Genomic DNA, 23369 nt, shown 5'->3' with positions numbered 1-23369 from the left:
CCCACACTGGTCAGTGGACGCTCTCTAGCACTGTGTCTTGCCAGAGAGACCTGTGCTGAGTATACGTGGTAGGGCGTGAGAAAAACATCACTCAAGAGGGGCATCTTCGCCTGCTTCCTTGGAGTGAGTTAAAATACATATGTCCTGCCAATACCCTACTTTGGCTGGGTGAGAGCGTACAATATAGTGAGGCTTTTCAATTATGCAAACGGCGCAGGCAGTTTGCGAGCTATATGGAGGTACTATTCGCATGCGCTATCATGTAAAAGAGCGAGCGCTCACACTCAAGGATGACTTCGTGGTTCGTGACGAGCATAACAACGTCGCCTATGAGGTCAAGGGACATTTATTTCGCATCAAAGATCATTTTCACATTGTCGATGCTACCAATGGCGAAGAGGTCATTGAGATCAGGCAGCGTCTCCTGGACTACACGACCCACTACGATCTCTTTAGCCAGGGCGCGGAGCTTGGCAGTGTGCATCGCAAGGAGGAGGCGACCTACGGGGCGCGCTTCGAGGTCACGACCAGCGATGGCATGGTCCTGCAAATTCAGGGCCAGTTTCACGAGTGGGACTTTACCATCATTGATCACTATGGGCGGCTCCTGGGGCATATCACAAAGGAATTTGCCTTCTTGAGCGACCACTACACGGTGGATGTCGCCCCGGGCGTTGATGGGCCCTTCATCATTGCGCTCGCGGTTATCCTTGACGAGATTCGCGAGGATGGCGGCAAGGATTAAACCTGCTCTCAACACAAAAGCGCCCCTCGGGATCACTCGTGAGGGGCGCTCTTTGGCTTCTTAAGCATGGGGAGAGGATTCTGGCTGCTCACCCAATAGAGTGTCGATCTTCAGTAGTAGCTCGTTCAAATCAAATGGCTTGGGTAAACTCTCGATCCCCCTGGCATGAATCTCGTCCAATGGCAAGAAACCACTGATGATGATCACGGGAATGCCCTGTAACTCCTTACGGAGACGCAGGCGCTCATACAGCTCAATCCCATTCATCGTGGGGAGCCAGTAATCAATAATAAACAGGTCCGGCTTAAGGTGTTCCGTAAATTTGAGCGTTGTGGGTCCATCAGAAGCGTGAAAAACGCGATGCGGCCTCAGCTGCGAAATGATCTGCGCCAGCACGAGTGCATGCTGCTCATCGTCCTCAACGACTAGAATAATCTTGCTCGCTTCTTGCCCTCCTATCGAGCCACACATTGTTCAACCTTTGTTCACCTGAACATAAATGTATGCAACGTAGTACTAGATTATAAAACTAATGCATGTATGACGTATAAAGAGAGCATGCAGCAGGCTTTCGCGAGTATATAGCAAAAGCTTGTTTTCATTGTATCACATCTTGCATGCTTTTAAAAACTATTCTTTTTCGCGCCTGCAGTGCTCAAAGGGTAAGGTCGTGTTGTTGCGTGTGTTACGGGCTCAGCCCGTAACACACGCAACAACACGACCTCGTTACTAGATAGCTGATCTAGCGCCTAGGGCTCGATAGGGGGCGTCTCGTCGGCGAATTTTGAGAGGTGGAGACGGGCTGGTGTTGAGAGCATGGTCTCAAGCAGGGCCGCGCCCTCGGTCTGTACGAGGAGCAGTGAGGCATGATATTGCGAAATAAAGCCTTCCTGCTCCGCGTGCTCAACCAGTGCCAGCAGGGGATTGAAAAATTCGGCTGTGTTGAGCAGGCCCAGCGGTTTATTGTGGATGCCCAGTTGCGCCCAGGTGATCATTTCAAAGAGTTCATCGAAGGTGCCGTAGCCGCCAGGAAGCGCGATAAAGCCATCGGAGAGCTTCTCCATCAGGGCCTTGCGCTCATGCATACTCTCTACTTCATAGAGTTGGGTCAGCCCTTTATGGGCGACCTCAATATCGAAGAGCGCGCGCGGCAGGACGCCAATTACTTCGCCTCCACGAGAGAGCACGCCATCCGCTACGGCCCCCATCAAGCCTACGCGCGCGCCGCCATAGACCAGGCCAATGCCTCGCGCCGCCATTTCCGCGCCGAGCGTATAGGCCGCTTCTTGATACTCCGTCCGGTTACCTGCATGCGAGCCACAGTAGACACATATCCTTTGCAAAACTTACCTCCAGGGAAAAGGGTCTTATACGCACAACACGTCGCCGCAGGGCATGTGTTGGATAGCGCTTCTGTACTGAAACGAAGGAAGAGTGCGCCAGGGTTCAAAACCACAAGGCACTCTTCCTCCATTAGACATTACAGTTATCCAGAAAGCAAGCAGGATTCCATCCGCAAATAAAGGCATAGCGCACTACAAAGTACACACTCCATACATAGGTAGCCACTGCAAAACGTTTAAACAAGAGCTAAAAGTGAGGTAACAGGCCCAGGAGACTTAATAATGTCAGTACGACCACAGCCAGAATGACAAAGATAAACCAGAGACGATACATAACAACTCTGCTCATGGCGGCCTCCTTTGACGCTAGAATCAACCGGACAAGCCTACTGAATGTCAAACAAGTGAGTATAAAAGCGAGCTAACCACGCTTGCTGTGGAGCAACAAGGTGTGGTATAGGCTCCAGGGGTTGCCAGTAGAGATGGAACGTATACTGTCCCTCCGCAAATTGCTCCCACCGCTCTGGTGTTTCGTCATATAATTGGACCTGAAAAAAGCTGCGCCGCACCCACCTGGATAAGGTATCACCCGGCACCCAGCCTCCTACGCTTCTTATGATACGTGGCGGCTCTACCTCATGATTAAATTCTTCGAGGTAGACATAGGCCCAGCCCTCCTGCTGGCGCTCCAGGCGCACGGTTAAACCGCGGCGCAGGGCATTGCCTAATATCTCTTCTGGCGCGACCACCTCAGCATCAGCGGAGGGAGCCTGGCGCAGCAATACATGCTTGACCATCATGCGTTGCGCCTCTCCCAGGTCCAGCGTTTCCTGACCCAAGAGCTGCAAAATACGCCCGTTATATCCCGTCTCCTCCTGTACCTCCCTGAGCACCGCGGCCTCTAGCGCCTCGCCATACTCGACCGTTCCCGCTGGCACCTGGGTCCCCGACAAGCCATGGTCAAAGACAAGCAATTCTCTCCGCCCCCGGTGCTCACGTGTAATAAACGCCGTCACCTTCTCAACACATTCTTGAGACAATTGCTTCTCCTTCTTATACGCTTTAATTCTCATATACGTAGCACAACACGATAAGTTCTACTTTTTGCGCACAAAAAGAACATGAGAGTAGTAGGTAAAGTGAAAGCGCCTGGGCAGTCTATGGCTACCCAGGCGCTTTCACTTTACCTACTGCCAGATCTATACTAGATCAGTTCAAAGTAGCGGCGGCGCTCCCAGTCGGTGACGGCCTTCTCAAACTCGCTGACTTCCCAGCGGCGGGTCGTGACAAAGTGATCGACAAAGTACGAACCAAAGTACTCGCGAGCCATCTCGCTACCCTCCAGCAGATCGGCGGCCTCGCTCAGGTTGCGAGCCAGTGTCTTGATATCTCCACGCTTGAGCGCCTGATCCAGCTTACCAGACTGGTAGGCATTCCCATCCAGACGTGGTGGCAATTCCAGCTGGTGCTCAATGCCATAGAGGCCGCTGGCCAGCGTGGCAGCGAAGACCAGGTAGAAGTTAGCGTCGCAGCCGGGCACACGGTTCTCGATACGAATAGCGCGCTTATGGGTATTGATAACGCGAATGGAACAGGTGCGATTATCCATGCCCCAGGTCGTATTAGTAGGTGCCCAGGAACCCTCCACATAGCGTTTGTAAGAGTTAATGGTTGGGGCATAGATAGCCATCAACTCAGGCATCTTAGCCAGGACACCGGCGACAAAGTGGCGCATAGTCTGCGACATATGCCCCTCGGCCTCCTGCTCCCAGAAGACGTTGCGCTCTTTATTGAGATCCCACAAGCTGACGTGTGTGTGCCCGCTGCTACCATCCTCCTGGTCGTTCCACTTGGCCATAAAGGTGGCGAGGTAGCCAAGCTGATGGCTGATCTCTTTGACGCCATTTTTAAAGAGCATCGTGCGGTCGCCAGCGGTCAGGATATCGGTGTAGCGCATGTTCATTTCGTACATGCCGGGACCATGCTCGCGGGTATATCCTTCAATGTCGACACCATAGTCACGCATCATGCGCGCGATATGCCCGATCAGCGGCTCATCGGTCGTGGCATGGCTGATGACATAGCAGTTCGTACCAGGATTGAGGGGGACCAGGTGCGTACCAAAGTTCTTGTCGCGTAGCGAGGTCTGGTCTTCACGGAAATAACGGACCTCTAGCTCAGACGCCGCCATCGCGGCATAACCCATTTGCCGGGCGCGCTCGATGATGTTTTTGAGCACATGCCGGGGCGAGACGATGATCTGCTCCCCCTGCTCATTCCACATATCGCAAATACAGGAAGCCACATTCTGCTCCCAGGGAACCAGGGCAAAGGTTGAGAGATCCGGCTTCATCACAAAATCGGTAAAGCCACGCTCCCAGTTGCTGATATGCAAATTAGGGAGGACATTCTCCGCGATATCCCAGCCAAAGATAACGTCTGACTGCGCGAAACCATCCTCCACAGAGTCAAGGAAGAAGCGCGCGTCTACACGCTTTCCCCGGAAGACGCCGTCAATATCAGGCGTGCCCAGCTTGATATACTCGATCTGCCCATCCTCGATAAGGCGCTTAATCTCGGCAAGATCCATCAGCACTTGTATCCTTTCTTCACGCTTGGCTGCTCTTAAGCCCTCTTGCGACTGTGCTTCTCTGCTGGAAAAAAGAGTGAGATAAAAAGATTTAAATCATTGATTGCAGCGTAGCATGGAGCCTACGAACCGTCAAGCCCGACGCTGCTAAAGCACGCGTCTACATATGGTGCATCATATGTAGACGCGTGCTTTAGCAGCATCGTCCCTTCACGGCCATACACGCTTATGAGGTGAGAGCGGCTCGTAACAGAGGGCGGGCACGCTGAAAGTAGGTCTTGGCTGTGTTCTCCGGCATGCCCAGGATGCGCCCAATTTCGCCAAAGGTCAGTTCTTCCTGATAGCGCAAAAGTACAATTGAGCGAAAACGAGGGGGTAAGGCCAGAATAGCGCGCCGAAGGGCCGTGCGTATATCTTTACGCTCCAGTTCTTCATCGGGCTGGGGATGATTATCGGCAATCGTATAGGGCCAGGAGTTTTCATCGTCCTCCAGCGGCACATCGAGTTCACAAAAGAGCAACGGGCGCCGCTTGCGCAATTCATCAGTACAGCGATTGGCCGCGACCTGGAAGAGCCAGGACTTCAAGGGCGCGTGTGAGGTCTGACGCGACCAGTTGGCCCGCAATTTGGGCACATAAATGTAAAGCTGCATAAAGACGCTCTGGACAATATCGCGCGTCTGCTCATAATCGCTGATATGTGTATAGACAAACTTACATAAAATGGCCGAATAGCGTTGCATCAGGGTTTCAAAGGCTGCCTGGTCGCCATTCTCTATGTGTTCAAGCAATATATCATCTGCAAGTGACGCAGGTGCAGCATAGACATGTGCGTGTGTTGTTTTCATCATACATTTTCCTGAATATAGTCACCAGACAGAATTCTGGAATAGACACTCTGCTCTATCCCTACACTACCAGACAAACCTCAAGATTTTTTTAAGTTCTTCAAAAAGTTTTGTAAATGAAGCCGTTTTCTCTCCAAAAGGTCATAGTATTCACTCGCAAAAATGCAGACCGGGAGACAATACTATACACTTACCCGAGGAGAAGGAAGCGCTGGCACTCAAGGGGGAGGGACAGGTAAGAATTCCAGTGACACCTGGGCAACACTCAGGAATTCCAGTGACACCTGATGCAACACTATTGCATAAGATACATTACTGGGCATATAATGTTGGCAATAGCCAGAAGCCCGGGTAATATAGGCAAAATATTAAGACATCTAGAACACCCTCTTACTCATTTAAAAGCCCAGGTATAGCCAGAACTTACCTATTTACAACGACGAACACCCGACATAATTTATCTGAGGAGACTCGGCGCATGCCTGACATTCCATCACAAGATGATGAGCAATCGAGATATTATCCACCAGCCCCGACAGACGACGATGACGATTCTCTATATGAGGACCAGGATACCGCGACCACCCCACGCCGCCGCCCCAGGCGTCACTATGTCTATCACACAGGCGAATATACCGACCAGCCAAGTGTCAGACGCGCCTCGCGCCCGCAAACGCTAGAGCAGGAACGCGCCTCCTATGCGCAGCATAACGCCACATACGCAGAGGATTTCGACGATGTGGAATATGATGACGCACATGGAGAGTTCTTCGCGGACGAGGAAGAAGAGACTATAGATCTTCCCTTTGAAGAGGAAGAGCCTCTGGAGCCGGAAGAGGAGGTGGCCGCTCCGCAGCGCCAGGTAAACAAGAAGCCAGATCGTGCCTCTCAGGGGAAGCAGATACGCACGCGCTATCCACGCCGTTCCTTAGAGGATGATGAGGAAGAGCTTGTCGACCCCGATACAAAGACCCGTGCCACCAGTAAAACTCCTGGCGAGGCGCGCGACCTTGTCGTGGTCAGCGGCACAACCCGCTTTCTACCAGAGGAAGAGGAGGAGGAGGATCCCGAGGACAGGCCCTCGCGCTTGCCTCGCACCCCACGTACGGCTCACCAGCGCGCGGTAGCCACTCCTCGCACTCAAGTACGTAAATATACCAGTGTCTATGAGCCAACAGCGTCTGCACCTACGCGTGCGCCGCGCTATCGTCGCCCTTTGCGAGAAGCGCCTGAGCCTCGGCTCCCCTTGCCCGCGTTCTTCAAAGATCGCAACGTGCTTCTATTTATCGCCGTGGCACTCCTCATCCTGGTGCTCCTGCCACTGGGATTCAACTACATCCGTGGCAATAATTCCTCTGCCATCACTCTGCCCAATCCGCTTAATATCGGCAATGCAGTGACGCCAACAGTGGATCCTAACCAGGTCGTGGTTGAAGCGCCCACAACCGACCATCCCTCGCCGCCCGTCTATGCCAATGCGGCTTATGTATTGGATGCCGATACAGGGAAGACGCTCTACGCGCAAAATCCCTTAATGCATCTCCCCATGCTCAGCACAACCAAGCTCATGACCGCTTACCTGGCCGCGCATATGGGGAAACCTGATCAGCGCATCACCATTACCGATGCCATTGACCGAGATCTCCAGAATGATCTCTCGGCCGATAGCTCCCTGATGGGGGTGAAGAAGGGCGAGACCTATACCCTGAAAGAGTTGCTCTATGGCCTGATGCTTGTCTCGGGCAATGATGCCGCGATCGTTATCGCCGATGCGCTCAGTGGCAATGTGCCAGCCTTTGTGGCTAAAATGAATCAGCAGTTAGGAACCTGGAATCTGCATAATACGCACTATATGAATCCCCATGGCTTAATCGTGCCCAACCACTATTCAAGCGCGCACGACCTGGCATACATCGGCAAATACAGCTTGGGCGATCCCTTAATTCACGAGGTAAGCGCAACTCAACACTATCTGATTCCAGGCAATGGTGACCATGCCGCCCACGATATGTACAACGGCAACCAGTTCCTCTGGTGGTATCCTGGCGTCGACGGTGGCAAGCCAGGCTGGGATGGAGAGAAGAACTTTAACCAGGTCATCTCTTGCGTACGCAATCAACATCACCTCATCGGTGTTACCCTGCATACCAGCGACTGGTGGACTGATATGCGCGACTTAATGAACTGGGGCTTCAATACCTATGACTGGATCTCACCCGCCATCGAAGACCTCAAGCACCCTATTCCTTATGACACCGATTGGAACTACTTTACCAAGGACAAGAAGGAGAACACCATCCCTATGGCCAATGGTGGACGTTACTACGTCTTCACCGGCTACAGCACCAGCGGCCCCATCCAACAATTCTTCGATAAGAACGGTGGGCTGAACAAAATTGGCTTTCCTATAAGCAGCCCCAAAACAAACGAGAATGCCACCATCAGCCAGAAGTTTGAGCACGCAACCATCGCCTGCGATACCTCCGGTGCCAAACAATGCAGGAAGATCTAGATGTTGTGGGTGTGGAGCGCCCTGGCAGGTAGCCAGGGCGCTCCACACCCACAACATCGTAAGTAATTTCACACTGCCATTGTGACTATTTCCCTTGTCGATGTGTCCCCTGGTTTGCTATACTGCCACCAGGCTGCACTATTGGATTATTCTCCTAATATTCATGCATTGAACTCCTTGATGCCTATTAGGGACGGTGGTAAAAGTATTATGCAAATAGAACACGAACTCTCGACAAAGCAGGCACCAGAACAGGATAACGCGGCGCAAGCGCCCACTGGCCTGGGCCGGGCGCGTCTCGCCCTGGCTATTTCAGCAGGGAAACTGGCAAGCGCGTCTGGACGCCTGTTGCGTATCGGTGGTGGCACCAGCCTCCCTGGTATGGTCGCGCGCCGTATCGATCCTAATGTATTAAAAGAAGTAGTTGGCGCCAGCAGCGCTAAGAAGATTGTGATTACTGGTAGTAATGGTAAAACGACGACGGCACGCATGACTGCCGCCCTGGCTAGCTCCAATGGGCAGCGCGTCTCCCAGAACCGCACCGGCTCGAACCTGTTGCAAGGCGTTACATCGGTCGCCGTCAATTTCGCCGACATCTTCGGGCGCCTGGATAGCGATGTCCTCCTCTTTGAGATCGATGAGGGGACCATTCCCGCGGCAGTCCCCGAAATTCAGCCTGACGTGGTAATCATTACCAATCTCTTCCGCGATCAGCTTGACCGCTATGGCGAGATGTATTCCGTCGCCAACGCGCTCAATAAGATGCTTGAGAACCTGCCGGAGACCTCGACGATCCTGCTCAACGGCAATGATCCCCAGGTCGCCAACTTCGCGCTCAACTCCAAGGCTCGCCGCCTCTACTTTGGCCTGGAGACCAAAGAGGTTGGCACGCCTGTGCCTGAGCAGTCAGCCGACATCATTCGCTGTATCCACTGCGATAGCGACCTGGCGTACGAGGTCGCCTACCTCTCCCACCTGGGCCTCTACCGCTGTCCTACCTGCGGTTATACCCTGCCCCAGCTCGACTTCGCGGTCACATCCGCACACCTGGCGGAAGATGGCGAAGGCCCCTCACAGGTGACGATGCGCACCCCCCTGGGCGAACTGGAATTCACGGTGCCGCTGCCCGGTATCCATAACGTCTATAATGCTGCGGCCGCTATCGGCGCCGCCTTCGCCACGGAGTTCGCGATTGAGAAAGCCACACAGGCCTTCTCGACCCTGCGCCCGGCCTTTGGTCGCCTGGAAAAGATTCAGGCTGGCGATAAGAACATCTACCTCTCCTTCGTCAAGAATCCCACCTCCTTCAACCTGATCATGCGCTTGATTGCCAAGCATAGCGGCAAGAAGCATATGCTCTTCTCGATGAGCCATACCGTGGTTGATGGACAGGACTTTGCCTGGCTCTGGGACTGCGATATCGAAGAGATCGTGCCCGATGTTCTTGATGCCATCTGCTGTGGCAATAAGGCAGAGGAGCTGGCGCTGCGCTTGAAGTATGCCGAGTTCTCTCCCAGTAAGATCTCTGTCATCCATGAATACGAGGGTGCCTTAGAGGCTGCATTGAAAAATGTCGAGCCGGGTGGCTCCCTATATATCCTAAGCGGCTATACACCAACACAAGAACTGCGTAAAATAATGCAGAAACACGGTTGGGTCAAACACTACTGGGAGGAGTAAATTAGCATGAGCGAGCAGACATCAGATTCACGCATGGTTATTAAGATCGCCCACCTCTATCCAACCTTGATGTGCGTGGCCGCCGACCGTGGAAACCTCTTCTCGATTGAGAAGCGCAGCAAATGGCGCGGCATCTCGGTCGAGGTCGATCCCGTATACGTCAAACAGACGCCTGACTTTACCCAATATGATATGATCCTTTTCCATGGCGGCGCCGACCGCGAGATGGAGATCGCCTCCAAGGACATTCAGGAGAAGGCCCCCTCCCTGCGTGAGGCCGCCGAGGCTGGAACTACCTTCCTGGCAGTCTGCGCGGGCTATCAGTTGCTGGGCCATAGCTATAAGAGCGTCCATGGTCCCGAGCTGAAAGGGGCAGGGGTACTCGACCTGCACACCGAGGGCGACCCCGAACGCTTCATGACACATATGGCGCTTGAATGCGACCTGGGTTCCCTGGGCAAACAGATCCTGGTTGGCTATGAGAACCACAGCGGACGCACCTACCTGGGACCCAAGGCCAAGCCCCTGGGCAAAGTTGTTTCGGGTTGGGGCAATAATGGAAAAGACGGTTTTGAGGGCGCAAACTATAATAATGTGTATGGCACCTACCTGCATGGCCCTCTGCTGCCGAAGAATCCCTGGTTCACCGACTTCCTGATCATGAAGGCGCTGGAGCGCCGCTACGGTAAGGTGGACCTGGCCCCGCTCAGCGATGAGACCGAACTGGCTGCTCACGCCGCTGCGTATAAGCTGGCGATGGAATTTAAGGGAACCGTCTCGGCCATCGAGGCAACTGGCTGGCGCAGGTAAATAGTAGGATTGGAAGCAGGAAGTATATTACCGACGCTGCTAAATGGTGAATTCACAACATCTGTAGGGTCCATGCTGGCATGGACTGCGAGCGAAGCGATCTGCTTGCGCTCGGGTCTCGGCCTGCGGGCCTCGGCAGTCCATGCCAGCATGGACCCTACATCGACGCACTACGTGAATTTACCACTAAAGCACGCGTCTACATATCAAGGTACGGGGGCGTCATGCGCCTCCATATGTAGACGCGTGCTTTAGCAGCGTCGTCCTGCCGCTCCTGCACATCGTTCCAGGATAATTCAAGAAAGGGATTTTCTCATGCCAGCCGCCAGGCACACGCTGCTGCTTACATGCGTGCTCGCGCTTCTGGGTAGCCTCCTGATGGCCTGCTCAGCGCTGCCCAATATCAGCGTGAATGGGACACCTATCACCAATTCGCAGAACTCGGCGAATGGTTCGGACCAGCAGCTCAATGTCTGGCAGACAGTCTCGCCCGGCATCGAGCTGCGTTATGAACGTTGGAAGGGTCCCAGTACCAATGAAGATACCATGGTCATCGTACGCATGAATCCAGCCCAGATTCATCTCAGCGTGCATTACCAGCCAACGCAGCCACTCTCTGTGCGCGAGTGGACCAAAGAGACTGGTGCACACGTGCTGATCAATGGCGGCTACTTTGATAATAACAACCACCCCACGGGGCTGCTTGTCAGCAACAGCGAGGTACATGGCCAATCGTATAGCGCCTTCGGCGGCATGCTCTCCGTCGATAGTCAGGGAAATATTCGCCTGCGCTCTCTGAGTGCGCATCCCTATGATCCCGACAACGAACAGCTTCAGCAAGCCACGCAGTCCTCGCCAATGCTCATTGAGAATGGACAGCGCACCCAGTTTAACGCGAACGGAGCAACCGAGCGCCGCACCATTGTGGCCCAGGATAAACAGGGGCGCCTGCTCTTTATCATCAGCTCTGGGGTATCGTTCTCGCTGGACGAGACAGCAGACCTGCTGGCCTCGTCGGACCTCTCGCTCCAGACAGCGCTCAACCTGGATGGGGGGGCCTCCACCGGCATCTATGTCAAGGATAGCGCAAATAATGAGAAGGTCACCATCGATGCAATAACCGCCCTTCCCATCGTCATCGCAGTTAAATAGATGTGAAGTACCCCACGCGGGGGCTTCGACAGTGGCCAGCGTCCTCCTCAGAGGATACCAGTCGCTGTGGGACGCTTCCCGCCCCGACCCACCTTCCTGCTGGGTTTGCCTTTCTTGCGATCAGGAATGGCTCCTTGCGTCTCATAGCGGCGCAGAATGTTTCGTGCGGCATTTTCATCGCGATCCAGCTCGGTCCCACACGTGGGGCAGGAATGCCATCGCACCGAGAGATCTTTGGGGACCAGAACTCCGCAGCCACTACATTTCTGGCTCGTCTGTTGGGGCGCCACCTTCACTACCATGCCGCCAGCCTCTTCCGCTTTGCAGGCACACAGCGTGATGAAACGGCCCCAGGCCGCGTCAAGGATACTTTTGTTCAGGCCGCTCTTGGCAGCCGCTCCATTAGGTAGATAGTGCGTCACCGTCGCTGCTGTCGCGCCACCTTCGCTTTCCTCTGTCGTTGCAGGGGCCTCCTCCTTCTTGGGCTTGGGTCTTGCCGTCATATTGGGGATCTGCAATGCCTCAAACACCAGGGTCCCATACTGATTGACCAGGCGGCGAGACGCTTGGTGCAGGAAGTCCTGCCGACGGTGGCGCACCTTGCGATAGAGTCGTGTCAATTCCCGCTTGGCCCGGCTGCGTCGATGACTGCCTCGCTTGCGCCGAGAGAGCCTACGATGGGCCTCTTTGATCTGCTGCTCGGTGCAACGGTAGATGCGAGGGTTGGCGATCTGCTCCCCCGTGGAGAGCGTGGCATAGGAGGTGATGCCCACATCAACCCCCACCGCCTTGTTGGAGGGATGCATCAGCGTTGCGCTGCTGATGACCTGCTCCACGCTGAAGACGGCATACCAGCGATCTCCATCGCGTTTGATCGTGCAGACTTTGATGCTCCCTTTGATGGATCGATGCATCAGCATCTTGAGAGACCCAATCTTCGAAAGCTTCAATCGAGAGGTTTTCTTGCCCTTTTTGTCATGAGGGGTGAGGGCACCAATGAGTGTATAGCCACTCTGCGGATAGGTGAAGGAACGATAGCGGGCATTGGATTTGTACCGAGGATAGCCTGGGGTCTGATCCTCAGCGACACGACGAAAGAAAGCCTTCATGGCTTTGTCGAGGCGTCGGAGCACATCCTGCTGCACCTGGGAATGAATCTCCTGGTATTCGGGGCGTTCTTGCTTGACCTGAGGCAATTGGTCGGCCTGCATGCCATAGGAGACCGAGACGCCAGCCATTCTGTAGGCAGCAGTGCGTTCTTCGAGGCTGGCGTTGTAGAGTTCTTTGCAGCGACGAAGCGTCCACAGGAGAGTGCTTTCTTGTTTGCGAGTGGGATACAAGCGATAGACAAAGGCTTTGATCCGCACTGGCGCCTCGTCGGTGTGCGGTCTTGGTGGGTCATTCACGCCTTCCATGTGTCCCCTCCTCTTACGGCATTCCTGCTCATTTCAGTGCTGAGACATGTTTACAGACATAGAACAAGATTTCAAGAAGCAGTATACAGAAGCCTCGCTTTGTTGTCAAGCCTTCATTTCCCTCTGCTTCTCCTCCACCCAGGCTACTCCCAAAAGGAACGGCCCTTGTATCCCCATGGCTCAAGCCTGGCACGTATACACAAATATGTGATCTTGAGAAAGAACACGGAAGCGATGCGCTGCAGGTGCCTCGTTTTCCCCCATACGAGAGGTGACACACTTTTGGTGAAAAAGTCGCTTGTCTCGTCAAGCTGAAAGCACATCATTGTGCATCAAGGGGCGTTTTTTTCAACACCTTTCCCTCGCACCATGCTGAGGATCTTCTGCAAACGTTCATATTTGTGTATACGTGTCAGGGCTCAAGCCAGGGGTTTTACGGGCCGGTTCGATAAAAAGACACAGGAGCTTGTCTTGCGACAAGCTCCTGTGTCTTTTTATAGGGAGAAGGAATGTGGGGACACCCCAAACCCCGCCAGGGGCGCTGCCCCTGGACCCTGTTTTGCGACATCTTGCATACCAGGTTAATTATAAAAGTTGCATCAGAACTTGTTGAATCTCGTTCAATGCTTCACTTAATGAAACAATTTGGCTCGCCTGGCTTGTGCGGGCCTTCAGTTCTACGCCTCCCTGTTTGAGGGAACGCTTGCTGACAACAGCACGCAACGGTAGACCAAGCAGGTCGGCGTCGTTGAACTTGATACCCGCCGATTCGCGCCTGTCATCGAAAAGCACCTCGACGCCTGCCGCACAGAGATCGGCATAGAGCTGTTCGGCCGCGCGACCGATCTCCTCTTTCTCCAGATCGATTCCCACCAGCGAGACAGCATATGGCGCGACCGCCAGCGGCCAGGTCAGGCCTCGCGCATCATGCTGCTGCTCGACAATGCAGGCCAGCAGGCGCGAGATACCAATGCCATATGAAGCCATGATCAGCGGTTGCATGCGTCCCTCGGCATCGAGGAAGGTGGCATTAAAGAGGTCGGAATAGATGGTGCCAAGCTTGAAGATATGCCCCAGCTCGCAGCCACGCAGGGCGTGTAAGCTTCCACCACAGCGTACACAGGCGGCGCCCTCATAAGCCGAAGCGATATCCGCCCAGGTATCAACACGGAAATCACGCGGATAGTTGACGTTCTTGAGATGGTGCTCAGCATGATTAGCTCCGGCGACAAAATTGTTGCCTGAACGAAGGGAGTGATCGGCGACGATCAGCAGGGCCTTGTTCTCTCCCAAGGGTGAGGCATAGCCCGCGACGATGCCCGCACGTTCCAGTTCTTCCGCCGTTGCCAGGCGCAAATCGGTGGCGTTGAGACCCCGCTTTGTGATGACATTAGTCAGCTTGATCTCATTGATATCCAGGTCACCGCGTACCACGGCCATTACCAACTGCCCACCTGCACTATAGCAGACCACCTTCATGGTCTCGCCCTCGGATATGCTCAGGAAAGCCGCCAGGTCGCTGATAGACTTGCAATCCGGTGTGTAGACCTCCTCCAGCGCCCGCTCCTCTGCGGAGACGCGCTCCGGGCGCACGAACTCGGCCTTTTCGACGTTGGCGGCGTAGCCACAGCCAGTGCAACGCAGAATGGTGTCTTCTCCCGCCTCGGTCAGGGCGATAAACTCCAGCGATTCCTTGCCTCCAATGGCGCCGCTATCGGCCTCGACGACGATAAAATCCAGGCCACAGCGTGCAAATATACGGCAATAGGCCTCGCGCATGAGTTCGAAATTGGCGTTCAAGCCCTCTTCGTCGGCATCAAAGCTATAGAGGTCTTTCATGAGGAATTCGCGCAGGCGCAGGAGTCCACCACGCGCTCGCGGCTCATCGCGAAACTTGCGCTGAACCTGGAAGACCAGGCGCGGCAGATCTCGATAGCTGCGGATAAACTCTTGTGCCAGGAGGGTGCAAATCTCTTCGTGCGTCGGCCCCAAGACAAGCTCGCGCTCACGGCGATCATGCAGGCTAAAGAGGACCGGGCCATACCCCTCCGCTCGACTGGCCTTCCCCGACTGCGGCCTGACCTCCCAGATCTCGCGCGGTTGTAGCACAGGCATCGAGACCTCCTGACCTCCTATCATCTCCATCTCAGTACGTATTATCTCTGTGAGCTTGCGCATAACACGCTCACCCAGCGGCAGCATGCTATACACACCAGAGGTAAGCTGGCGTACAAAGCCACCCCGGGTTAACAGGTCCAGGTTCGTACTCTCAACATCATGTGCGCGCTCGCGCAGCGTTCCCCCCAAAAGCTGTGAATAACGCATGATCTCTCTCCTAGTCCAACTTCGTTCTGAAGATTGAAGGCCCTGGTTGCCCTAGGGCAACCAGGGCCTTCAATCTTCAGAACATATTAATACGCGCGGGCGAAGATGGCTTCGCAGGTGGCAGGCTTGCCGGTATAGATGCACTTGCCCTTGACGCCGCCCTCGGGCTGGTCAAAGGGGATGACACGAATGGTGGCCTTGGTCTCGTCCTTGATGGCCTGCTCAGCGGCGCTATCCTCGGCCCACTTGACGCGCACAAAGCCGCGCTTCTCGGCGATGATACGTTTAAACTCCTCGTAGTCCTCGGTATAGTGCGTATTCTTCTCGCGATGCTCCAGGGCACGCTGATAGAGCGCCTTCTGGATCTCATCCAGTTTCTCGGGCAGGCGGGTCTCCAGGGTATCGATGGAGACGAACTCCTTGGAGCGGTCGAGGCGGCTGACCAGTACGACGTTGTTGTTCTGCACGTCGCGGGGGCCAATCTCCAGGCGCACAGGAACGCCACGCATCTCCCACTCGTTGTACTTCCAGCCTGGGGTGTTATCGCTATCATCAACCTTGACACGCACCTTGCCCTTGAGCATCTTCTGCAAACGCTCAACGGCCTCAAAGACAACGGCGCGGTCCTGGTCCTTACGCCAGATAGGAACAATAACGACCTGGAACGGTGCCAGGCGCGGCGGCAGGATCAAGCCAGACGGATCGCCATGCACCATGATGATGCCACCAATCATACGTGTGCTCAGGCCCCAGCTTGTGGTGGCGCAGTATTTGCGCTCGCCGTCGGCGTCCAGAAACTGAATGTCGAAGCCTTTGGCGAAATTCTGCCCCAGGTTGTGGCTAGTCGCGGACTGCAAGGCCTTGCCATCGCCCATCAGGGCCTCAATGGAGTACGTGCGCAGGGCACCGGCAAACTTCTCATTCTCGGTCTTACGGCCCGGAATCACGGGGATAGCCGCGTCATTCTCGGCGAAGTCGCGGTAAACCTCCAGCATCATGCGCGTGCGCTCCTCGGCCTCTTCCAGCGTACGATGCGCGGTATGGCCCTCCTGCCAGAGGAACTCAGAGGTGCGTAGGAAGAGGGTCGTGCGTTTCTCCCAGCGCATCACATTGTTCCACTGGTTGATGAGCAGCGGCAGGTCGCGATAGCTCTGCACCCAGCGGGAGTAGCTATGTCCGATGATCGTCTCGCTGGTCGGGCGAATCGCCAGGGGTTCCTCCAGTTCTTCGCCGCCACCGCGCGTCACCCAGGCCAGCTCAGGGGCGAAGCCCTCGACATGCTCAGCCTCTTTCTCCAGGAAGCTGCGTGGAATGAGCAGGGGGAAGTAGGCGTTCATGACGCCGGTATCTTTAAAACGCTGGTCCAGCAGCGACTGAATATGCTCCCAGAGCGCATACCCATAGGGGCGAATAATCATACAACCGCGCACAGGCGCGTAGTCCGCTAGCTCCGCCTTGCGTACAATCTGGTTATACCAGGCAGAGAAATCATCCTCTTGATCGACAAGTTCTTCGACAAACTTTTCCTTCTGGCTCATAGCATCCCCTCTCGGCGTCCAAATCTTCCTATCCGAAAACCCTGAGCGCGAAGCGCTAGACACGAAGTGGCGTTGGGTTTCGGAATAAGATCATACCCATGAATAAAGACAATAAAAAAACTCGCCCTAGATAAGGACGAGGTTATTGGCCCGTGGTACCACCTTATTTGAAATATGTCTCACGACACGTTTCCACTCTGACGGTCGCTGTTGAACCGCCCCTTCCTGCATAACGGTGAAGGACTCCGGTCAGTTTATCACTGACGCTCCCAGGTGGGTTCGACGAGGCCACTCTACCGACTTTCACTCTCTCGGCTCGCTGCTAGAGTACACCAGCACGCCTACTGATCCTGATCAGCGCGTTCGCTCTTTGATTTTGTGCTCTTTAGTTTTGTATAGGGTCAAGCATACACAATTCATTCTCCCCTGTCAAGCGCAATAGTGTAAATAAAATATGAGTGGTGTAGTATGGATTGACGCCAATCCATACTACACCACTCATATTAGTGTGAGTTTTTGTCTGCTAACTTCGCATAATAAATAGCTATAGCAAGACACACAACTGCATCCCTTTCTTTTATACTAAGTACGTATCTGCTATAATAGGCGCGAATTAACATAGTTAAATTTTCTCTATATTACTGGAAATAACAGCATGCTAGGAACAATATTAGGTCACTATCGCCTGTTGAGCGAATTGGGTCGGGGTGGCACGGCGACCGTCTATCTGGCAGAAGACATACATCTACAGCGCCAGGTTGCGGTAAAAGTCTTTCAGCCCGAACTCCAGGCGGCCAATCGGGCGGAATTCCTTGCACATTTTACGCGTGAGGCACGCGTGCTGGCTCGCCTGGATCATCCACATATTCTCCCCGTCTATGAGTACGGCGAACAGGATATCTGCGCTTACCTGGTTATGCCCTATATGCCTGGAGGCTCCCTCAAAGAGTATCTACAAAAACACCAGGGGCAACTTCCTCTTGAACAGACACTCGCTTTTATCCATCAAGTTCTGAATGCACTGGAATATGCTCACCAACAAGGCCTGATTCATCGCGATATTAAACCCGGCAATATCCTTTTCAAAAACGAGAAGACGCTTATGCTCTCCGATTTCGGCCTCGTCAAGATTGTAGAGCACACGACGAATAAGCCCCTGGCACAGGATGTCACGCACACCAATAGCTTCACCATCAAGGGCACACCTGACTATATGGCGCCAGAGCAGATCCAGAGCAAGCCAGATAAGACGAGCGATATCTACGCGCTTGGTGTTGTACTCTATGAGCTATTGACCGGTCAGCGCCCCTTTTACGCCGACGACGCAGTCGCCCTCATGGTGAAACACCTGTATGAGCCTCCACGTCCCCTTCATGTTCTTAACTCTGCAATTTCGCCTGAACTTGAGGCGGTAGTACTCAAATCCCTGGAAAAAGATCCTACACAGCGCTTCCAATCGGTTGCCGCCTTTCGCGAGGCCCTGGAAGAGGCGATCCACACTGGGACGCCTATCAGGACATACACAAACACCCCTACGGCACTGGGCAATGGGAGGACCCCTCCAGTAAACCCGTTCCAGACACAATTGGCAGCCCCCATGCTACCTAATGCTGGCAGCGCAGCCTTCCAGCATGTTCCTGCTCCCGCTGCATCGATGAATAGTTCACGTCCTCCATCATCAGAGATACGCCAGATACAGGAGCAGGCTACCGCCATACAGGCCCAGTCGCAACCCTCAACCAGGCAGTCAGCATCCGCATCCACTCTGCCGACACCTCCGCCTGCGCAGAAAGCCAATCGCCTCCCGCTCTTCACCTACCTCTTTATTGGAATTGCACTTGCTACAAGTATCTTTGCCATCCTTTACAGCACAGGCTATATCGGCAATCGCCAATCCAACACACCGCAACCACAAATCGTAGCACAAGCCTCCCCCACTTCCGAGACAGGGGGAAAACCTGCGCCAGCAGCCATCACGACGGATTGCCCCGCTGGCAATGTCGCCCGGACTGCAAGTATTCAATCGATCACACCAGGCAACCATCGCCAGGTTGTGTATATCGTCAATGAAGGCCCTGACAATGCGCCGACCCGGGGGACACTGAAACGCCGTGATATCGATGATAACACCAGAGGCACGCCTATCATAGGCATACCTAACCTCCATATTGACGAGGGCGAACTCATGCAGGGTGGTCAATGGATCACCTATATCCTGCATAGCGATGGTATCAGTCAACTACGCCTGGTTCGCATAGATGGACAGGAGCAACAGACGCTCTATTGCGCTCCTGCCAATACCCATATTGCCAATATGCAACTCTCGTACAATGGACAAAACGTAGTCTTTAATCAGTATCCTAATGATGGTGGCAAGCCATCGCTCTACCTGCTTAGCCTGGCCTCGGGCTCGCTACAACTCCTCCTGCAACCACAAAATAATCTGGCTTATACACCAACTACCTGGCTGGACAATACACACATTCTCTTAACCTCTTTTATACCCAACTCTGGCGCGCCACGCAACGATTTATATGCGCTGGATATCATTCAGGGATCTAATCAGCATGATACTGATCTGCAAAAGCTCTTCAGCCAGAACTGGAGTTGTGGTAGCTTCGATGTGAGCTACGATACCACAAAGCTCTATGTTGCCAGTTGTGATGCCAGCAATGGACTTTCAGCTACCGGGCCAACCACCATTAGCGTCCAGCCTTCAATGGGTGGCACCCCTCAGCCCATCGCGCATCTCAATCAAGCGGTCACGATGCTGCGCGCCGTCTCGCCAACAATGCTGCTACTCATGGTCGAGAATGGCAGTGGAGATACCAGCCAGAACGGCCTCTGGCGGATGAATACCGATGGCACAGGCCTCACACGCCTCACCGATGACACAACAGGCGGTCAGTCGCTTTGTCCATATTCCCAGTATGCCTGGTCGAATGTCACGCAAGATAGCAAGCTTTTTGCCCTGCAAGAGACCGATCCCCATAGCGCCGACCGCAAACTGTACTACGGCTCACTCGATATGGGCACCCTGACCCCCTTTGCAGATATCGCCGATGGTACCGATATGCGCCTCGTGGGCTGGACCCTCTACTAGGCCCGCTCCTGGCGTACGCGGCTACTTACTGGCTATCGTGTATCTCGGGTACTTACCTGATAGTTTTTCAGGTGCGAATTGAACTATTCTCAGGTAGACACCGATACTGATCGATACTTATAATAGGACCAGAATAATAAAAGCACGCTATCTGCGCAGGGTGCCGCCTTGTGGGTAGGCCCTGCCATTCTATTAATTTCCAGGAGATTCTCAAACTGTGAAAAAGCTAATCGCGCTACTCCTCCTTTGCTGCACAGTCGCCACGCTCTTTGCGGCCTGCGCTACGGGAGGCAACACGAGCAACCTCCCCAATAGCGTCCATATGAAAGAACTGACCTTTGAACCCGCCTCCATCACCATCCATAAAGGCGAGAAGGTCAATATTGTCAATGATGTCTCCATGGTACACGTTGTCGCGAATGGGACCTGGCAGGATAACACGGCCAAGGCCCTTACCGAAAATGGCGCTCCTCAGGTCAATGTCCAATTTAATGGGAACGATAGTCAGGCCGTTGGCCCCTTTAATACCGCCGGCACCTTTCACTTCTACTGCACCGTCCATCCAGGAATGAATCTTACTGTCGTGGTGAAATAGCTAGCAAGCAAAAAGCAGCGGGAGGGCAAGCCCTCCCGCTGCTTTTTGCTTGCTAGCCGCCTGGCAACGACATATCTCAACCAAATTATAAGCCGTCTCGTATAATATAGAGAGGTTTTTTGGGCATAAAATGGCTCATCCATTGTGTTATAGACTCTGGTGAGCAATTTTCTGTGCCAGCTAGCCCGGGGCTATTGGTCTTTTCGGTATTTTAAAGATAGTAAGCTAAGACGAGGGAGTTGTTTTATTTATGGCAACCATTGCCTTTCAAGAAATTACCAAGCTCTATCCCAAAACGCAAAAACCGGCCGTCGATGCCGTTAGCTTTGAAGTACCTGAAGGAAGCACCTGCGTGCTTGTTGGCACCTCTGGCTCCGGCAAGACCACCCTTCTGCGTATGGTGAATCGTTTGATTGAGCCAACCTCGGGTGCGATCATCATTGATGGGAAGGATGTGCTCAAGGAGAACACGATCCAGTTGCGCCGCCGCATTGGCTATGTTATTCAGCAGGTGGGTCTCTTCCCGCATATGACGGTAGGGGAAAATGTCCGCGTCACCGCTGAAATCGCGGGAGGCTGGGAGAAACAGCGCCTCAACAAGCGCGTTGATGAGCTACTGGACCTGGTGGGACTGCCACCAGCGGATTATCGCAAGCGCTTCCCGCGCCAGCTCTCTGGCGGGCAGCAGCAGCGTGTTGGCCTGGCCCGCGCCCTGGCTACCGACCCGGCGATTCTGCTCATGGACGAGCCCTTTGGCGCCCTGGACGCAATTACACGTGCGCGCATGCAGGACGAACTTCAGCGCATTCAACGCGACGTACATAAGACCATTCTTTTCGTCTCGCATGATATCGATGAGGCATTTAAGCTGGGCGACCAGATCGCCGTCATGTCTGAGGGCAAGCTGGTACAGATTGGCTCGCCTGTGGAACTGCTCGCGCGTCCTGCTAATGGGTTTGTCAGCCAGCTCGTGGGCGCGGATAATACTCTACGCCAGCTACAATACCTGCCCGTTTCAACAGCGCTTGATAACCGGCCTGAGGCGGTTTCGTCGGCACACTGGGGCGATGCGGCTACCTGCTCACCAGATGCAACTCTGCTTGATGCAATGCTTCAACTCCTCTCCACCGGCTCTCCCGCACTCACCGTCACCAACTCTGACTCCACTCAACCTCAAGGCAACATCACCCTTGCCAGCATTAACCGCGAGATTTCACGTCATCGCGGCCAGCAGTCCCAACCTAACCAGCCAGAAGGGTCTCGCGCCTGATTCTGTCTCGCAAGGCTTATATATGCCGCGATGATGTATTCCATTGCGCTTTTGAAGGACGAGGAGTGTTATGCATTATTTACTGAGCGCTTACAATTATGATTTGACGGACCCGGAGAGCATCCCAAACCTGCTTTCACAACACGCCTTCCTGGTGGGAGTTAGTATGCTGATCTCGCTGGTTATCGCGATCCCACTTGGAATCCTGATATCGCGCTATCGCAAGCTGGCGCTGCCGGTGATTACGTTTATGGACCTGCTGTATACCATTCCCGGCCTGGCCTTGCTAGGGGTGCTCATCTCCATTACGGGTCTGAGCTTTACGACGGCTATTATTCCGCTCATTCTCTACACACAACTGGTGCTGATCCGCAACACCTCCGCCGCGCTCAATGGCATTGATCCGCTCTTAATTGAGACGGCGCGCGCGATGGGTATGAACGGAACGCAGCTCCTCTTTCGCGTGACCCTACCCCTGGCGCTACCGGTAATTATCGCGGGCATACGCATCGCGACGGTAACCATTATCGGTATCGCGGCCCTGGCATCCCTGGTAGGTGAGGGCGGCCTGGGCGACCTGATCTTTAAAAACATCACCAGCCGCGATATGGATGCTGTCCTGGCGGGAGCCATTCTGCTCAGCCTGTTCGCGATTGTGACCGACCTGCTACTGCTGGGCGTACAAACCCTGCTCAACCGTGGTCGTAGCGCGCTTTCGGTGGCATAAGGGAGAGGAAGAGAGGTCTTACGTATGAACAGCATCTGGAATTATATCGCCGATCCGTCGCATAACTTTCTCTATGAGACGACGACCTACCTGCAAATCTGCGCCTTTACCATTGTGATCGCTATTGTGATCGGTGTCGGCCTGGGGGTCGTGGTCTCACGCAGCGCCATTCTAGGCTTTATCGCCATCAACCTCAGTGGCTTGATGCGCGCCATCCCGATCATCGCCTTCTTAATCGCGGTTCTGCCCTATCTAGGCCTGGGCTTTACACCTGCGGCAGTGGCACTGATTATTCTAGGTATTCCACCCATTTTGCTCAATACTTATACCGGGCTGCGTAGCATCGATGCGGCCATGATCGACGCCGCCAGGGGTATGGGCATGACGACCTGGCAAATTATTCGCCGCGTCCAGGCCCCACTCGTGATGCCCATTATTGCCGCCGGCATTCGCACGTCCGCGATCCAGATTATTGCTACCGCGACGCTTGCCGCCTTTATTGGTGCCGATGGGTATGGCGTCTATATTGTCGATGGCCTCTACAAGCTCGACAACACCGAGATTCTCGCTGGTGCGATCCCGGTCGCGATTATCGCCTTGATTGTAGAGGGCTTCATGGAGATTCTGCAACGTGTGCTCACTCCCGCAGGGTTGCGCGAGGCAAGCGGCACGCCACAGTCTCAGGTTTCCTGATCGATCCCTCGTGTTTGCTCTTCT

At 54.2% G+C, this 23369-nt stretch carries 18 protein-coding genes; 10 read left to right on the top strand and 8 right to left on the bottom strand.

The features are described 5' to 3' along the window. The first annotated feature begins 250 nt into the window (after positions 1–250). A complete protein-coding gene (locus tag KTE_RS18380; RefSeq protein ID WP_201369321.1) occupies positions 251–745 on the top strand; it encodes an LURP-one-related/scramblase family protein in 495 nt (164 codons plus the stop codon). Between the two features lie 60 nt (positions 746–805). Here KTE_RS18380 and KTE_RS18375 read toward each other — a convergent pair whose 3' ends face one another. From KTE_RS18375 to KTE_RS18355, 5 genes are all read right to left on the bottom strand, one after another. Beyond that, complete coding sequence (locus KTE_RS18375; protein WP_201383337.1) at positions 806–1216, bottom strand: PleD family two-component system response regulator; 411 nt, start codon at positions 1214–1216, stop codon at positions 806–808. A gap of 278 nt (positions 1217–1494) precedes the next feature. Beyond that, complete coding sequence (locus KTE_RS18370) at positions 1495–2088, bottom strand: TIGR00730 family Rossman fold protein (RefSeq protein WP_201383335.1); 594 nt, start codon at positions 2086–2088, stop codon at positions 1495–1497. Between the two features lie 386 nt (positions 2089–2474). Continuing rightward, positions 2475–3161: an NUDIX domain-containing protein gene (locus KTE_RS18365; protein ID WP_374226779.1), complete on the bottom strand. Its 687-nt coding sequence runs from the start codon at positions 3159–3161 to the stop codon at positions 2475–2477. 131 nt (positions 3162–3292) lie between these two features. Then, positions 3293–4678 carry a glutamine synthetase family protein gene (locus KTE_RS18360; RefSeq protein WP_201383330.1) on the bottom strand — a complete coding sequence of 462 codons (1386 nt, stop codon included), beginning with the start codon at positions 4676–4678 and terminating at the stop codon, positions 3293–3295. A 226-nt stretch (positions 4679–4904) separates the two neighbouring features. Further along, the gene (locus KTE_RS18355) at positions 4905–5528 is read right to left on the bottom strand and encodes an RNA polymerase sigma factor (protein WP_201369326.1); all 624 of its coding nucleotides are present in this window, start codon (positions 5526–5528) and stop codon (positions 4905–4907) included. Between the two features lie 475 nt (positions 5529–6003). Here KTE_RS18355 and KTE_RS18350 point away from each other — a divergent pair, with 475 nt between their 5' ends. From KTE_RS18350 to KTE_RS18335, 4 genes are all read left to right on the top strand, one after another. Further along, complete coding sequence (locus KTE_RS18350) at positions 6004–8037, top strand: D-alanyl-D-alanine carboxypeptidase family protein (RefSeq protein WP_201383328.1); 2034 nt, start codon at positions 6004–6006, stop codon at positions 8035–8037. Between the two features lie 210 nt (positions 8038–8247). Beyond that, positions 8248–9717 carry a MurT ligase domain-containing protein gene (locus KTE_RS18345; protein ID WP_201369328.1) on the top strand — a complete coding sequence of 490 codons (1470 nt, stop codon included), beginning with the start codon at positions 8248–8250 and terminating at the stop codon, positions 9715–9717. A 6-nt stretch (positions 9718–9723) separates the two neighbouring features. Further along, positions 9724–10527 carry a type 1 glutamine amidotransferase gene (locus KTE_RS18340; RefSeq protein ID WP_201369329.1) on the top strand — a complete coding sequence of 268 codons (804 nt, stop codon included), beginning with the start codon at positions 9724–9726 and terminating at the stop codon, positions 10525–10527. A 315-nt stretch (positions 10528–10842) separates the two neighbouring features. Next, the gene (locus tag KTE_RS18335) at positions 10843–11679 is read left to right on the top strand and encodes a phosphodiester glycosidase family protein (protein ID WP_201383326.1); all 837 of its coding nucleotides are present in this window, start codon (positions 10843–10845) and stop codon (positions 11677–11679) included. A gap of 47 nt (positions 11680–11726) precedes the next feature. Here the strand turns inward: KTE_RS18335 and KTE_RS18330 are convergent, their stop codons facing one another. The 3 genes from KTE_RS18330 to proS all read right to left on the bottom strand — a co-directional run bounded on the left by KTE_RS18330 (position 11727) and on the right by proS (position 16957). Next, entirely contained in the window at positions 11727–13094 is a 1368-nt protein-coding gene (locus tag KTE_RS18330) for a transposase (protein ID WP_236600481.1), read from the bottom strand. A gap of 585 nt (positions 13095–13679) precedes the next feature. Then, positions 13680–15419, bottom strand: coding sequence for a proline--tRNA ligase (locus tag KTE_RS18325; protein ID WP_201383324.1), 1740 nt, complete (start codon positions 15417–15419; stop codon positions 13680–13682). Between the two features lie 86 nt (positions 15420–15505). After that, the gene (proS, locus tag KTE_RS18320; protein ID WP_201369332.1) at positions 15506–16957 is read right to left on the bottom strand and encodes a proline--tRNA ligase; all 1452 of its coding nucleotides are present in this window, start codon (positions 16955–16957) and stop codon (positions 15506–15508) included. Positions 16958–17612: 655 nt separating this feature from the next. Between proS and KTE_RS18315 the strand changes: the two genes are divergently transcribed. From KTE_RS18315 to KTE_RS18295, 5 genes are all read left to right on the top strand, one after another. Beyond that, positions 17613–20060, top strand: a complete 2448-nt coding sequence (locus tag KTE_RS18315) for a serine/threonine-protein kinase (protein WP_201383322.1) — start codon at positions 17613–17615, stop codon at positions 20058–20060. 217 nt (positions 20061–20277) lie between these two features. Next, positions 20278–20655 (top strand): plastocyanin/azurin family copper-binding protein, encoded by a 378-nt coding sequence (locus KTE_RS18310; protein ID WP_201369335.1) that lies wholly within the window; start codon positions 20278–20280, stop codon positions 20653–20655. Between the two features lie 250 nt (positions 20656–20905). Further along, a complete protein-coding gene (locus KTE_RS18305; protein ID WP_201383320.1) occupies positions 20906–21925 on the top strand; it encodes an ABC transporter ATP-binding protein in 1020 nt (339 codons plus the stop codon). A gap of 70 nt (positions 21926–21995) precedes the next feature. Beyond that, positions 21996–22652 (top strand): ABC transporter permease, encoded by a 657-nt coding sequence (locus tag KTE_RS18300; RefSeq protein WP_201369337.1) that lies wholly within the window; start codon positions 21996–21998, stop codon positions 22650–22652. A 24-nt stretch (positions 22653–22676) separates the two neighbouring features. Beyond that, a complete protein-coding gene (locus tag KTE_RS18295; protein WP_201383318.1) occupies positions 22677–23345 on the top strand; it encodes an ABC transporter permease in 669 nt (222 codons plus the stop codon). The last annotated feature ends 24 nt before the right edge of the window (positions 23346–23369 follow it).

The organism is Ktedonobacter sp. SOSP1-85 (genome assembly GCF_016587415.1).
Classification (GTDB): Bacteria; Chloroflexota; Ktedonobacteria; order Ktedonobacterales; family Ktedonobacteraceae; genus Ktedonobacter.
This window is presented reverse-complemented; position numbering and strand designations above follow the sequence as displayed.

Coding starts and splice junctions, on each gene's coding strand:
- KTE_RS18335 (WP_201383326.1), top strand. CDS start 10,843: ATGCCAGCCGCCAGGCACACGCTGCTGCTTACATGCGTGCTCGCGCTT.
- KTE_RS18340 (WP_201369329.1), top strand. CDS start 9,724: ATGAGCGAGCAGACATCAGATTCACGCATGGTTATTAAGATCGCCCAC.
- KTE_RS18300 (WP_201369337.1), top strand. CDS start 21,996: ATGCATTATTTACTGAGCGCTTACAATTATGATTTGACGGACCCGGAG.
- KTE_RS18325 (WP_201383324.1), bottom strand. CDS start 15,419: ATGCGTTATTCACAGCTTTTGGGGGGAACGCTGCGCGAGCGCGCACAT.
- KTE_RS18350 (WP_201383328.1), top strand. CDS start 6,004: ATGCCTGACATTCCATCACAAGATGATGAGCAATCGAGATATTATCCA.
- KTE_RS18295 (WP_201383318.1), top strand. CDS start 22,677: ATGAACAGCATCTGGAATTATATCGCCGATCCGTCGCATAACTTTCTC.
- KTE_RS18360 (WP_201383330.1), bottom strand. CDS start 4,678: ATGGATCTTGCCGAGATTAAGCGCCTTATCGAGGATGGGCAGATCGAG.
- KTE_RS18330 (WP_236600481.1), bottom strand. CDS start 13,094: ATGGAAGGCGTGAATGACCCACCAAGACCGCACACCGACGAGGCGCCA.
- KTE_RS18380 (WP_201369321.1), top strand. CDS start 251: ATGCGCTATCATGTAAAAGAGCGAGCGCTCACACTCAAGGATGACTTC.
- proS (WP_201369332.1), bottom strand. CDS start 16,957: ATGAGCCAGAAGGAAAAGTTTGTCGAAGAACTTGTCGATCAAGAGGAT.
- KTE_RS18305 (WP_201383320.1), top strand. CDS start 20,906: ATGGCAACCATTGCCTTTCAAGAAATTACCAAGCTCTATCCCAAAACG.
- KTE_RS18375 (WP_201383337.1), bottom strand. CDS start 1,216: ATGTGTGGCTCGATAGGAGGGCAAGAAGCGAGCAAGATTATTCTAGTC.
- KTE_RS18345 (WP_201369328.1), top strand. CDS start 8,248: ATGCAAATAGAACACGAACTCTCGACAAAGCAGGCACCAGAACAGGAT.
- KTE_RS18355 (WP_201369326.1), bottom strand. CDS start 5,528: ATGATGAAAACAACACACGCACATGTCTATGCTGCACCTGCGTCACTT.
- KTE_RS18365 (WP_374226779.1), bottom strand. CDS start 3,161: ATGAGAATTAAAGCGTATAAGAAGGAGAAGCAATTGTCTCAAGAATGT.
- KTE_RS18315 (WP_201383322.1), top strand. CDS start 17,613: ATGCTAGGAACAATATTAGGTCACTATCGCCTGTTGAGCGAATTGGGT.